We start from the raw sequence: 13,934 nt of genomic DNA on the forward strand, positions 1-13,934 counted from the left end.
ACAAAGCACTGCGCTCCCGCGCCGATTGTTAAGCATTCTCAGAAAAGACTGTTGCAGCGTCGGATTGACGCCCCTATAATCCTGCCTAGTCAACTATTGCACTCGCACAAAATTTTCCATGAGCGACGCTCCGAAACCCACGGCGATTGACAACTACGTGTTGAGCGAAAGCGTCGGCTATTTGCTGAGCCGCGTGCGCTCGACGCTGTGGAACATGGTGACGCAGCACACCACGTCCGAACTCGGCATCACGAGCACGCAGGCCAGCATCGTCTTCATGCTGGCGGTCGGCAAGTGCCTGACGGCGGCGGATATAGCGCGGGAATACGGCATCGACGCGAGCGCGGTCACGCGCCTGATCGACCGTCTGGAAAAGCGCGGCCTGCTCTCGCGCGTGCGCAGCGAGGAAGACCGGCGCGTCGTGCGTCTCGCGCTGACAGCGGACGGCCGCGCGATGGCGGAAAAGGTGCCGGCCATCTTCACGCGCGTGCTGGATGCGTTGCTCGCGGGCTTCACCCCCGAGGAAGTCGGCTTTCTGAAGAGCATGCTCCGCCGCATTCTCGCCAACACGTGCGATCCTGCCGCGTGTCCTGCGGGCGGCAATGATAAGCCTGGTATGCCATTGCGCTGACAAGCAAATGGACCGGGGAATCCAGCTTGACCACCCAAGAATTGGTTGCAACGTCCATCTTTAACACTCATCTCAAGAGACGAGCGATGAAACACCTTTCCTTGTCCACGTGCAGGCCGAAAAGCGCCCTGCGCGGCGCGAAGAGCGCCGTGGCGGCCGCCGTGGCCGCGCTCGCGGTCGCCGGCTGCGCGAATTACGCGGGCATCTCGAGCGACAAGCAGATCACCACGCCCGACGCCTTGCAGTCGACGCAAAGCGTGCCGGGGCAAGGCGGCCAGTGGCCGAGCCTCGACTGGGCGAAGCAGTTCGGCGACCCGCAGTTGCCGCAACTGATCGACGAAGCCGTCGCGGACAATCCGAGCATCGCGCAGGCGCAGGCGCGCATCGCGAAGGCATCGTCGTATATCGAAAGCTCGCGCTCGACGCTTTACCCGCACGTGAACGCGCAGTATTCATGGACGCGCGAGCTCTATTCGGCCAACGCCCTTTTCCCGCCGCCGTACGGTGGCACGTGGTTCAGCGAGAACAACGTGCTCGCCAGCGCGTCGTGGGACCTGGACCTGTGGGGAAAGAACCGCTCGCGCCTGAACATGGCCGTCTCGCAACAGAAAGCGGCCGAGGCGGACATGCAGCAGGCGCGCGTGACGCTCGCCGCGTCGGTGGCGCGCACGTATAACCAGCTTGCCCTGCTCTACGCGCTGCGCGACGTCACGCAGCGCGAAATCGCCAATCGCCAGGACGTCGGCCGCATCACGAGCGGACGCGTGACCGCGGGCCTCGATACGAACGTCGAACGCCGCACCGCCGAAGGCAACGTGGCGACGAGCCAGACGAACCTGAGCGAACTCGACGGGCAGATCCAGTCGGTTCGCTATCAGTTGGCGGCGCTGCTCGGCAAGGGCCCGGACCGCGGCTTGCAGATCGCCAATCCGGTGATCGATCCGAACGTCAACGTGACGCTGCCGGACAACGTGCCGGCCGACCTCATCTCGCGCCGCCCGGACATCGTCGCGGCGCGCTGGCAGGTCGAAGCGGCCACGCATGACATCGCGGAAGCGAAGGCCGAGTTCTTTCCCGACATCAATCTCGCGGCGAGCTTCGGTTTCGACGCGTTCGGATGGAGCCGCTTCCTGATGGCGAGCAGCCGGCAGATTCAGGCTGGACCGGCCATTCACCTGCCGATCTTCGACGCGGGCGCGCTGCGCGCGCAGCTGAAAGGCCGTTACGCCGATTTCGACAATGTCGTCGCCAACTACAATCAGACGCTCGTGAACGCGCTGAACGACGTGGCGACGAACATCTCCGCGATCCGCTCGCTCGACAGGCAGATGGCCGACGCGCAACGCGCGCTCGCTGCTGCGACGAGCGCGTATCAGTTGGCGGTGATCCGCTACAAGGCCGGCCTATCGCCGCAACTGCAAGTGCTCACGGCGGACGAAAACCGCCTCGCGAACGAGCAGACGGTGACGAACCTGCGCCTGAAGCGCACCGACCTGCAGATCGCGCTGATTCGTTCGCTCGGCGGCGGTTTCGACGCCACGAGCACGAATCTCGCCATCGACGGCAGCGGGCAACGGCAGGCTGCAGACCAAGCCGCGCCGTCGCACTGAGCGACTCAAAAGAACACGCATCAAGACCAAAACGGAATTTTCGGAGCCCTTCATGAGCGACCCTCAACAAACCGCCGCTGCGCCTACAGCTACGCCTGCGCCGAAGCAGAGCAGTGGCAAGCGCCGCATGCTGATGACGCTGATCGTTCTCGTCATCCTCATCGCCGCGATCGCATACGGCCTGTACTACTTCCTCGTCGCCCGCTTCCACGAGTCGACGGACGACGCGTACGTCAACGGCAACGTCGTGCAGATCACGCCGCAAGTGGTCGGCACGGTCGTATCGGTGAACGCCGACGACACGCAGACTGTGAAGGTCGGCGATCCGCTCGTCGCGCTCGATCCGGCGGACTCGAAAGTCGCGCTCGATCAGGCGGAAGCGAATCTCGCGCAGACGGTGCGGCAGGTTCGCACGTTCTTCGTCAATAACAACCAGTACGAAGCGCAAGTCGCGCTGCGCAAGTCGGACTTGTCGCGCGCGCAAGACGACCTGCGCCGCCGCCTGACGGTTGCGCAAACGGGCGCGGTCTCGCAGGAAGAAATCTCGCACGCACGCGATGCCGTGCGCAGCGCGCAGGCCGCGCTCGACGCCGCGCAGCAGGAACTGGCCTCGAACCGCTCACTGACGGCGAACACGACTATCGCGGACCACCCGAACGTACTCGCCGCTGCCGCGAAGGTGCGCGACTCGTATATCAACTACGCGCGCAACACGTTGCCCGCGCCGGTCACGGGCTATGTCGCGAAGCGTTCGGTGCAGGTCGGCCAGCGCGTCGCGCCGGGCAATCCGCTGATGGCCATCGTGCCGCTCAACGGCGTGTGGGTCGACGCGAACTTCAAGGAAGTGCAGCTCAAGCACATGCGCATCGGCCAGCCGGTCGAGCTGACGGCCGATCTGTACGGCTCGGGCGTCGTGTTCCACGGCAAGGTCATCGGCTTCTCGGCCGGCACGGGTTCGGCGTTCTCGCTGCTGCCCGCGCAGAACGCGACCGGCAACTGGATCAAGGTCGTGCAGCGCCTGCCGGTGCGCATCGAACTCGATCCGAAGGAACTGGAACAGCATCCGCTGCGTATCGGCCTGTCGATGAACGTCGACGTCACCATCAAGGACGAGCAAGGCGGCCAGCTGGGCAACGTGCCGAACACCGTCTATCAGACGAACGTGTTCGACAAGTACGGCGCCCAGGCCGACGCGGAAATCGCGCGCATCATCCAGCAGAACGCGGGCGGCGGCGCGGGCACGCAAGGCACGGGCTCGCCCGCGGCTGCGCGCGGCAACGCGACGAAGTCCGCGTCGGCCGCCAAGCTGATGTAAGCGGCCGCTTCGCGGAACCAACACATGTCTCAAGCTAACGTCGTCCATCCGCCGCTTTCGGGCGGCAAGCTCGTCATCGGGACGATCGCCGTGTCGCTCGCGGTGTTCATGAACGTGCTCGACACGTCGATCGCAAACGTCTCGATTCCGTCGATCTCCGGCGATCTCGGCGTGTCGTCGGATCAGGGCACGTGGGTCATCACGTCCTTCGCGGTCGCCAACGCCATTTCGGTGCCGCTGACGGGCTGGCTCACGCAGCGGTTCGGACAGGTGCGCCTGTTCCTCGGCTCGATCATTCTGTTCGTGCTCGCGTCGTGGCTGTGCGGTCTCGCGCCGACGCTGCCGTTCCTCTTGGCCGCGCGCGTCCTGCAAGGCGCGGTCGCCGGCCCGATGATCCCGCTGTCGCAGACGCTGCTGCTCGCGAGCTATCCGCGCGAGAAGGCACCGATGGCGCTCTCGATGTGGTCGATGACCACGCTCATCGCGCCGGTCGCGGGGCCGGTGCTCGGCGGGTGGATCTCCGACAACATCTCGTGGCCGTGGATCTTCTACGTGAACATTCCGGTCGGGATCGCAGCGGCGCTCGCCACGTTCGCCATCTTCCGCGACCGCGATTCCGCGATCCGCAAGGCGCCCATCGACACGGTCGGCCTCGGGCTGCTCGTGATCTGGGTCGGCTCGTTGCAGATCATGCTCGACAAGGGCAAGGACCTCGACTGGTTCAACTCGACGACCATCGTCGTGCTGGCGCTGATCGCGGTCATTTCGTTCGCGTTCTTCATCGTGTGGGAGCTGACGGCGGAGCATCCGGTCGTCGACCTGTCGCTCTTCGAACTGCGCAACTTCACGGGCGGCACCATTGCGCTGTCGATCGGCTACGGGCTGTACTTCGGCAATCTCGTGCTCCTGCCGCTGTGGCTGCAAACGGACATCGGCTACACGGCGACGAACGCCGGGCTGGTGATGGCGCCGGTCGGCGTGTTCGCCATTCTGCTTTCGCCGATCACGGGCAAGTTCCTGCCGCGCACGGACCCGCGGCGCATCGCGACGGCCGCGTTCCTCGTGTTCGCGCTCTGCTTCTGGATGCGTTCGCGCTACACGACCGGCGTCGATACGTGGACGCTTACGCTGCCGACGCTCATTCAGGGCATCGGCATGGCGGGCTTCTTCATTCCGCTCGTGTCGATCACGCTGTCGGGCTTGCCGGGGCATCGCATCCCTGCTGCGTCCGGCTTGTCGAACTTCGTGCGGATCATGTGCGGCGGCATCGGCACGTCGATCTTTTCGACGGCGTGGGAACATCGCTCGATCGTGCATCACGCGCAACTGGTCGAACAGGCGAACTCGTACAACCCGACGTTCGCCAATTCCATGCAGCAGATGAGCGCGCTCGGCATGTCCAAGGAGCAGACTTACGGGCTCTTCAACAGCATGGCGACGCAGCAGGCCGCGCAGCTCGGCGTGAACGACATGTTCTATATCTCGGCCGGAATATTCGTGGCGCTGATCGCGCTGATCTGGATCACGCGTCCCGAACGCTCGGGCGGCGGCGATTCGGCAGCGGCGGCATCGGCGGCGCATTGAACGGAATGCATCGACGGAAATGAAAAAGGAGAGGCACTGGCCTCTCCTTTTTTGTTTGTGGATGCGCTCGCGGCGGTCAGTCAAGACCCGCTCACCACCAACCGCTCAGGGGCGAGCACGCCCTCCGCTGCTCGCGCGACGCCGAGCAGCTTGCCCGCATCGTCGTAGACGCGCACTCGCGTGTCCTCAGCTTGCCAAACGGACGCCGGTTCGCTCAGTTCATCCAGACGCAGCCGCTGACCGTGCCGGAAGCGCCGCGTCGCGTCGTCGCGCAGATGCACGGCCGGGAACGTCGACAACAGCGCATCGACCGGACGCAGCCAGCCATCGCGCTCCGGCTCGGCCGCAGCGGCTAACGCATCCAGCGTCACCGCGCCTTCCAGCGTCAGCGCGCCGACTCGGGTGCGACGCAGCGCCGTCAGATGCGCGCCGCAGCCCAACGCCTCGCCGATATCTTCCGCCAGCGTCCGCACATACGTGCCCTTGCTGCAGGTCACGCGGAACGTCACGAGCGGCAGCGCGCAGGCGATCATTCTCAACGCGTGAATCGTGACGTGACGGCCTTCGCGCTCGACCGTCTGCCCGGCGCGCGCGTATTCGTAGAGCGGCTTGCCGTCGCGCTTGAGCGCCGAGTACATCGGCGGCACTTGCACGATGTCGCCGAGAAACCGCTGCATCGCCGCTTCGACGGCCGCTTCGTCGCACAGGACATCACGCGTCTCGACCGCCTCGCCTTCGGCATCGCCCGTCGTCGTGCGAATGCCGAGGCGCATCGTCGCTTCGTACGTCTTGTCAGCTTCGAGCAAGTCTTGCGAGAACTTCGTCGCCTCGCCGAAGCACAGCGGCAAAAGGCCGGTGGCAAGCGGATCGAGCGTGCCCGTGTGACCCGCCTTCTTCGCCAGATAAAGGCGCTTCGCCTTGATGAGCGCGTCGTTGCTCGACAAACCGAGCGGCTTGTCCAGCAGCAACACGCCGTCGAGCGCGCGGCGCGGGATCTTCGGACCGCCTTTCACTCACGCACCTTCTTCGTCGTCTTTGGCGCGCGTCGCGTTGGCTTCGTCGATCAGGCGCGACATCTCGACGGCCTTCTCAATGGTCTTGTCGTAGTGGAAATGCAGCGTCGGCACCGTATGAATGTGCAGTCGCTTGAACAGCAGGTTATGCAGATGACCGGCTGCGTGGTTGAGCGCCTCTTCGGTCTGCTTGGGATCGCCCGTGAGCGTCGTGAAGTAGACCTTCGCGTGCGCGTAGTCGGGCGTCAGCTCGACGCTCTGCATCGTGACGAGGCCGATACGCGGGTCCTTCACCTCGCGCATCAGTTCCGAGAGATCGCGCTGAATCTGGTCCGCAATCTGCACGTTGCGATTCGTGGACGTACGTCTTTTAGCCATGATCTTGGTTCCTTCCCTTCTCTATCGCCGCGCCAAAGAAAAAGGCGGAGCGAGCCGTCAGGCCCGCTCCGCCTCGAGCTCGGCGTACTAATGCATTACAGCGTGCGAGCCACTTCCGTCACTTCGAAGACTTCCAGCTGATCGCCTTCGACGATGTCGTTGAAGTTCTTGATCGAGATACCGCACTCGAAGCCCTGACGCACTTCCTTGACGTCGTCCTTGAAGCGCTTCAGCGAATCCAGTTCGCCGGTGTGGATCACGACGTTGTTGCGGATCACGCGAACCGACGACGTGCGCTTCACGAAGCCGTCCGTGACCATACAACCCGCGATCAGACCGACCTTCGGCACGCGAATGACCTGGCGCACCTCGACCGTGCCCGTCACCGTCTCGCGCTTCTCCGGCGCGAGCATGCCGGACATGGCCGCCTTCACCTCATCCACTGCGTCGTAGATGATGTTGTAGTAGCGAATGTCGATGCCGTTCGATTCGGCCAGCTTGCGGGCTTGCGCATCCGCACGCGTGTTGAAGCCGATGATGACCGCCTTCGACGCCGTCGCCAGGTTGACGTCCGACTCGCTGATCGCGCCGACCGCGCTGTGCACGATCTGCACGCGCACTTCGCCGGTCGAGAGCTTCTGCAGCGATTGCACGAGGGCTTCCTGCGACCCCTGCACGTCCGCCTTGACGATGAGCGGCAGGTTCTGCACTTCGCCTTCGCCCATCTGTTCCAGCATGTTCTCGAGCTTCGCGGCCTGCTGCTTGGCGAGCTTGACGTCGCGGAACTTGCCTTGACGGAACAGCGCAATTTCGCGCGCCTTGCGCTCGTCCGGCAACACGATGACTTCTTCGCCCGCCGCCGGCACTTCCGACAGGCCCTGAATTTCCACCGGAATCGACGGACCTGCGGACTTCGTCGGCTTGCCGGTTTCGTCCAGCATGGCGCGCACGCGGCCGTAGGCGCTGCCCGCCAGAACCACGTCGCCGCGGTTCAGCGTGCCCGACTGCACCAGAATGGTCGCGACCGGGCCCTTGCCCTTGTCGAGCTTCGCTTCGATCACGAGGCCCTTCGCGCCGGCGTCGACCGGAGCGGTCAATTCCAGCACTTCGGCTTGCAGCGACACGTTTTCCAGCAGATCGTCGATGCCCTTACCGGTCTTCGCCGACACTTCGATGAACGGCGAATCGCCGCCGTACTCTTCCGGCACCACGCCTTCCGCGACCAGTTCCTGCTTCACGCGGTCCGGGTTCGCTTCCGGCTTGTCGATCTTGTTGATCGCCACGACGATAGGCACGCCGCCCGCCTTCGCGTGAGCGATTGCTTCCTTCGTCTGCGGCATCACGCCGTCGTCGGCCGCGACCACCAGAATGACGATGTCCGTTGCCTTCGCGCCGCGCGCACGCATGGCCGTGAAGGCCTCGTGACCCGGCGTATCCAGGAAGGTGATGACGCCGCGCGGCGTTTCGACGTGATACGCGCCGATATGCTGCGTGATGCCGCCCGCTTCGCCCGCCGCCACTTTCGCGCGACGAATGTAGTCGAGCAGCGAGGTCTTGCCGTGGTCGACGTGACCCATGACGGTGACGACCGGCGGACGCGGCAGACGTTCTGCCGTTTCCTCGGCGGCTTCGCCTTCGATGAGGAGCGCCTCGGGATCGTCCAGCTTCGCGGCGACCGCGCGGTGGCCCAGTTCCTCGACGACGATCATCGCCGTTTCCTGGTCCAGCACCTGGTTGATCGTGACCATCTGGCCGAGCTTCATCATCACCTTGATGACTTCCGAAGCCTTCACCGACATCTTGTGCGCGAGATCGGCCACCGAGATGGTTTCCGGCACGTGCACTTCACGGACGATCGGCTCGGTCGGCGCCTGGAACGACGTCTGTTCCTGATGCTTGCCGCGACCCTTCGGACCGCCGCGCCAGCCGCGATCGACGCCGCCGCTCGTGTCGCCGCGCGTCTTGATGCTGCGGCGCTTCGATGCGTCGTCCTGCTGCCAGCCGCCCTTGCCGCCGGCTTTCTTCTTGTCGCCGGTCGGCGCCGTCGTGGCGGGCGCTGCCGCGCCGGGCGCCGGCTTTTTCGCGGCTGCCGGACGCGCGGCTTGCGCGCCTTCGGGTTTCGCCGGCTTGTGCAGCGTGCCCTTCGCCTCGGCAGCCTTGGCCGCTTCGGCGGGCTTCGCCGCAGGCGCCGGTTCCGGCGCCTTGACCTGCGCCTTGCGCGGCGTGTTCATCATCTCGCGAATGGCGCGTGCTTCGGCTTCCGCCGCCGCACGGCGCTTGGCGATGGCTTCCTGTTCGAGACGCGCCTTTTCGGCGGCTTCGCGCGCGGCGTCTTCCGCCTTCTTCGCGGCTTCGCGCTGGGCGGCGCGTTCGCTCGCCGCCTTTTCTTCCGCTGCCTTTTCGGCGGCTTCGCGCTGGGCCGTATCGTCCTGCTTCGGCGGCTTGGCCTCGGCCTTCACCTCGGCGGCGACCGGCGTACGAGCTTCCTGACGCGCTGCCTGTGCGGCGCGCGAGATCTCGGCGGCCTGCGCGGCGGCTTGCGCACGACGCTCGGCTTCCGCTTCCTGGCGGCGACGCTCGGCTTCGGCCGCTTCCTCGCGGGCGCGACGCTCTGCTTCTTCCTGTTCCAGACGCGCCTGACGCTCCTTCAACTCGCGCTCTTCGCGCTCGAGTTGCTCCGCGGCGCGGCGGGCTTCTTCCTCGCGGCGCTGGAGTTCGGCCTCGTCGACTTCGTCTTCGACATGATTCGGCGTCTCCGCCGGCTGCTCGATGCCTGCCTCGTCGCGCTTCACGAACACACGCTTCTTGCGCACCTCGACCTGAATGGTGCGAGCCTTACCCGTTGCGTCGGATTGCTTGATTTCCGACGTATGCCGGCGGGTCAGAGTGATCTTGCGCTTGTCGGCATCGGCGGACCCGTGCGACTTGCGCAAATGATCGAGCAGACGCGCCTTGTCCGTCTCGGACAGGTCGTCGTTCGCGCTCGCTTTCTGGACGCCAGCCGCCTGCAACTGCTCGAGCAGCACGCCCGCAGGCATTTTGAGTTCCGCGGCAAATTGGGCTACGTTGTTACTCGCCATTCATTCCTCTTGATGCAAGGATCAGTCCTTGCGGTTAGATCGGGTCATGCGGCCGAACCGGCCGCGATATTTCAGTGCGCCATGGTCATTTCTCACTGGAACCAGTGTTCACGTGCTTTCATGATCAACGCGCGAGCGTTATCCTCTTCCATCCCGGTCATCTCGACCAGTTCATCTACTGCCAGCTCCGCGAGGTCGTCGCGGGTCTGAATCTGATGCTCCGCGAGCTTCGCGAGAAGCTCGTTGTCCATGCCTTCGAGGCTCTTCAGATCGAGCGCGACGCCTTCGACCTTCTCCTCGTTTGCAATCGCCATCGTAAGCAGCGCGTCACGCGACCGGTTGCGCAGCTCGTGCACGGTGTCTTCGTCGAACGCTTCGATTTCGAGCATCTCGTTGAGCGGCACATAGGCGATTTCTTCGAGGCTCGTGAAGCCTTCGTCGATCAGGATGTCGGCGACTTCCTCGTCCACATCCAGACGCGCCATGAACAGATTGCGCAACTTGCCGCGCTCTTCGTTCTGCTTCAGCGCCGATTCGTCCGGCGTCATGATATTGATCTGCCAGCCGGTGAGCTCGCTGGCGAGTCGAACGTTCTGGCCGCTGCGGCCGATGGCGACCGCGAGCTCGCTCTCGTCCACGACGACGTCCATCGAATGCTTTTCTTCATCGACGACGATCGACTGAACGGCTGCCGGCGCGAGGGCGCCGATCACGAACTGCGCGGGGTCTTCCGACCATAGCACGATGTCGACGTTCTCGCCACCGAGCTCGTTACGCACGGCCTGCACGCGCGAACCGCGGATGCCCACGCACGTTCCGATCGGATCGATGCGCTTGTCGTAGGCGATCACCCCGATTTTCGCACGCACGCCGGGATCGCGCGCGGCCGCCTTGATTTCCAGCAGCCCTTGTTCGATTTCCGGCACTTCGAGTTCGAAGAGCTTCATCAGGAACTCGGGCGCGGTGCGCGACAGTTCGATCTGCGGACCACGCGCCGTGCGGTCCACCTTCGCGATGTACGCGCGCACGCGGTCGCCCACGCGCAGGTTTTCCTTCGGAATCAGCTGGTCGCGCCGCAGCAGCGCTTCCACGCGGCCGGATTCGACGATGAAGTTGCCCTTGTCCAGACGCTTGACCGAGCCGGTCATGATCTTTTCGCCGCGCTCGAGGAAGTCGTTCAGGATCTGCTCGCGCTCGGCGTCGCGCACCTTCTGCAAAATGACCTGCTTGGCAGCCTGCGCGCCGATGCGGCCGAATTCGATCGACGGAATGGGTTCCTCGATATAGTCGTCCACTTGCGCGTCGGGCTTTTGCTCCTTTGCTTCGAACAGCAGGATTTCCTGGTCGGGCTCCTGAAGGCCAGCCTCGTCCGGCACCACGCGCCAGCGGCGGAACGTCTCATGCTCACCGCTTTCACGGTCGATCGCGACGCGAATATCGACATCTTCCTCGAACAGCTTTTTCGTTGCCGAAGCAAGCGCAGCCTCCAGAGCTGCGTACACCACGTCCTTGTTGACGTTCTTTTCGCGCGCCAGCGCATCCGCCAGCATCAAAACTTCGCGACTCATTGTTTGCGGCTCCTAAAGTCAACTTTGGGGACGAGACGTGCTTTATCGAGGTCCGCGAGCGTGAAATCGAGCATCGCGGCGCCGTCCTTCCCTTCGAATTCCAAACCGATCTTGTCGCCCTCGGGGGCGTGCAGAACGCCGCGGAACGACTTGCGCCCGTCCAGCGGCTTTTTCAATGTGATGACGGCTTCGTTGCCGGCGAAACGCTCGAAGTCGGCCAGCTTCTTGAGCGGGCGGTCGAGCCCCGGCGACGACACTTCGAGGCGGTCGTAATCGACGTTTTCGACTTCGAGCACATACTGAAGCTGACGCGTGACTTTCTCGCAGTCTTCGATGGCGATACCGGCCGGCTGGTCGATATAAATACGCAGCATGCCGCCTCCCGAACGTTCGAGATCGACAAGCTCGTAGCCCAGGCTCGAGACCGTGGTTTCAATCAGTTCCGTCAGTTGCACAGTAACTCCAAGGTGTTTCGCGCCCGCGCCGCGAAACACCTGCGGGCGAGCGCCTTGACTGGGCGCACCCCTGCTCCCGAGATGCCGAACCAAAAAGCCAAAAAAAAATGGGCGCAACGCCCATCTTTTTCAACCGAGGTCGCACCCGGGCAGCGAAAAAACTATGTGCCCAGCGACTCCGTGATTTTAGCCATTTTTCGGGATAAACGCAAACGTAAAGCCCGCGATCGAACCCGTTTCGTGCCAGTTCGCATGCTTTTTTGCTTGATGCCGATGGCTCGGCGACGCCATTTCGGTAGATCGGCCGCAGGCGCACCCGCGACCGACCGAAACGGCTCGTCAACGCGCGTTCAACGTCCGCGCGTGCGGTTGCGCGGGCCGCGTCCGGCGCCGGCCTTGCCTTGCCCCGCGCCTTGCTGCCCGCCGCCCTGACGATTGCCGCGCGGGCCGTTGCCGCCCGCCGGACGCTTGGCCGGCCCGCTCATGCCTTGCGGACCCTGTCCGCGCGCATTGCGCTGCCCCGAGCGGCCGCCGTTCGCGCGATTGCCGTTCGGCTCGTTGCCGATGCGGTTGCCGTTCGGCTCACGGCCGCCTCGTCGGCCCGGGCCGCCAGCGTTGCCGGTATTGCCCATGTTGCCGCCGAAGCCGCCCATGCCACCCATGCCGCTCGCGCCGAACGCGCCGGGAAGCCCGCCCGCGCCGCCGCGCCGACCGCCGCGCGCCGGCGTCTGCGCCGCGCGCAAGTGCGAACTCAGGACCGGCTCGCGCGTGATGAAGCCCATCGACGTCTGCATCGGATCGGGCTGAACGCGCGGCGCGGCGCTGCGTCCTCCCTTCTCGGTCGTCGGCGCCTTCAGGCCGACCGCCGCCATCAGGCTGCGCACCTGGTTGTCTTCGAGTTCTTCCCAGCGACCGCGCTTGAGCCCGCGCGGCAACGCGATCGGACCGTGGCGCGTGCGGATGAGGCGGCTGACCATGAGCCCCGCCGCCTCGAACATGCGGCGCACTTCGCGATTGCGGCCTTCCGCCAGCGCGACGTGATACCAATGGTTCGTGCCTTCGCCGCCGCCGTCCTGAATGCGCAGGAAGTTGGCGGGGCCGTCGTCGAGCTCCACGCCTTTTAGCAGCTTCTGCTTCATCGCCTCGGACAACTGACCGACGACGCGCACCGCATATTCACGCTCGACGCTGTAACGCGGGTGCATGAACCGGTTCGCCAGATCGCCGGAGGTCGTGAGCAGCAGGAGCCCTTCCGTATTGAAGTCGAGCCGGCCGACCGCGAGCCACTTCGCCGTCTTCATCGACGGGAGCTTGTCGAACACCGACGGACGGCCTTCGGGATCCGCGTGACTGACGATCTCGCCCGTCGGCTTGTGATACAGCAGGATGCGCGGCGGCTTGCTCGCGAGCTTGCGCTTGAGCGGCTTGCCGTTGATGCGCACCTGGTCGGTCGGCATGATGCGCTGGCCGATGTGCGCAGGCTCGCCGTTCACCGACACGCGCCCCGCGATGATCAATTCCTCCATGTCGCGACGCGAGCCCATGCCGGCGTCGGCCAGCACTTTATGCAGCTTGGGGGCGTCGTCGTCCGGTTCCAGCACGCGCTTCTGCTGGGGCGCGTTGCGGCCACGGCGCAGCATCGGCGCGCGCACGCCCGCCGAGCCGTTGTCCGCGTCAAATGCCGGGGACGTGACGTACGCGAAAACGTCGTCGACGGCGGCGGCCGCCGCGCTCTCGACCGTCGCCGGGCCTGCATCGTTGCGCTTAGCGTTGCGCGGCTGCCGTTCACGCTTTCCCGGCGGATTCTTGCGCTGCACGCCCTCGCGCGGCGCGGACGCTGCGACTTCGCCCGACGCTTCCACGGCGACTTCTCCGTCATCGCGACGCCCACGCTTGCGGCCACCTTGCCGCGCGGCGTCCTGCTGGCCTTCCGCCGTGTCGCGCTTGGGCTCGCGCTTCGCTGCCGGTTTTCGCGGCGCCTTCGCGCCCGCTTCCTTGCGCGGCGCACGCGCCTGCGCGGCGGCGCCTTCCGGCGGCGGCGCGTCGGTCGCGGCGTCCGGCGCGCCATCCGCGCCCTTGGTCTTGGCGACAGCCCGGCGGCGTGCGATCAGACTGCGCGGACCGCGGCGCAGGCCGCGGCGCGGACGATCGTCACCGTCGGCGCTCTCGTCGGTGCGCGTGCGTTCGCCGGCATCGGCCGACTCATGGGCGTCCGCGCCATGCACGGGGCGCGCGGATTCGGGCGAATCGCTGTCGTGGGAGTGTGTCAAAACAACCTCAAATGTCGAATTGCGCACCCT

10 protein-coding genes are annotated in these 13,934 nt (G+C 65.2%); 4 read left to right on the plus strand and 6 right to left on the minus strand.

Annotation, left to right across the window (positions count from 1 at the left end; translation table 11 throughout):
- Window positions 1-118 precede the first annotated feature (118 nt).
- From NCR34_RS08400 to NCR34_RS08415, 4 genes are all read left to right on the plus strand, one after another.
- Complete coding sequence (locus tag NCR34_RS08400) at window positions 119-631, plus strand: MarR family winged helix-turn-helix transcriptional regulator (protein ID WP_175940496.1); 513 nt, start codon at window positions 119-121, stop codon at window positions 629-631.
- Window positions 632-717: 86 nt separating this feature from the next.
- Complete coding sequence (locus NCR34_RS08405) at window positions 718-2,241, plus strand: efflux transporter outer membrane subunit (RefSeq protein ID WP_250499572.1); 1,524 nt, start codon at window positions 718-720, stop codon at window positions 2,239-2,241.
- Window positions 2,242-2,293: 52 nt separating this feature from the next.
- Window positions 2,294-3,556: an HlyD family secretion protein gene (locus tag NCR34_RS08410; RefSeq protein WP_250499573.1), complete on the plus strand. Its 1,263-nt coding sequence runs from the start codon at window positions 2,294-2,296 to the stop codon at window positions 3,554-3,556.
- A gap of 24 nt (window positions 3,557-3,580) precedes the next feature.
- Complete coding sequence (locus NCR34_RS08415) at window positions 3,581-5,140, plus strand: DHA2 family efflux MFS transporter permease subunit (RefSeq protein WP_248319990.1); 1,560 nt, start codon at window positions 3,581-3,583, stop codon at window positions 5,138-5,140.
- An 80-nt stretch (window positions 5,141-5,220) separates the two neighbouring features.
- Here NCR34_RS08415 and truB read toward each other — a convergent pair whose 3' ends face one another.
- The 6 genes from truB to rluB all read right to left on the minus strand — a co-directional run bounded on the left by truB (window position 5,221) and on the right by rluB (window position 13,904).
- A complete protein-coding gene (gene truB, locus NCR34_RS08420) occupies window positions 5,221-6,153 on the minus strand; it encodes a tRNA pseudouridine(55) synthase TruB (RefSeq protein ID WP_250499574.1) in 933 nt (310 codons plus the stop codon).
- Complete coding sequence (gene rbfA, locus NCR34_RS08425) at window positions 6,154-6,531, minus strand: 30S ribosome-binding factor RbfA (RefSeq protein ID WP_175940501.1); 378 nt, start codon at window positions 6,529-6,531, stop codon at window positions 6,154-6,156.
- 95 nt (window positions 6,532-6,626) lie between these two features.
- The gene (infB, locus tag NCR34_RS08430; RefSeq protein WP_248319992.1) at window positions 6,627-9,611 is read right to left on the minus strand and encodes a translation initiation factor IF-2; all 2,985 of its coding nucleotides are present in this window, start codon (window positions 9,609-9,611) and stop codon (window positions 6,627-6,629) included.
- A 92-nt stretch (window positions 9,612-9,703) separates the two neighbouring features.
- Entirely contained in the window at window positions 9,704-11,179 is a 1,476-nt protein-coding gene (nusA, locus tag NCR34_RS08435; protein WP_175940503.1) for a transcription termination factor NusA, read from the minus strand.
- Window positions 11,176-11,634: a ribosome maturation factor RimP gene (rimP, locus tag NCR34_RS08440; protein WP_175940666.1), complete on the minus strand. Its 459-nt coding sequence runs from the start codon at window positions 11,632-11,634 to the stop codon at window positions 11,176-11,178. The genes nusA and rimP overlap by 4 nt, the downstream gene beginning before the upstream one ends.
- A gap of 350 nt (window positions 11,635-11,984) precedes the next feature.
- Window positions 11,985-13,904: a 23S rRNA pseudouridine(2605) synthase RluB gene (gene rluB, locus NCR34_RS08445; RefSeq protein ID WP_250499575.1), complete on the minus strand. Its 1,920-nt coding sequence runs from the start codon at window positions 13,902-13,904 to the stop codon at window positions 11,985-11,987.
- Window positions 13,905-13,934 lie beyond the last annotated feature (30 nt).

Origin of the sequence: Caballeronia sp. GAWG1-5s-s, assembly GCF_023631445.1 — a bacterium.
In the GTDB taxonomy this organism is placed as follows: Bacteria; Pseudomonadota; Gammaproteobacteria; order Burkholderiales; family Burkholderiaceae; genus Caballeronia.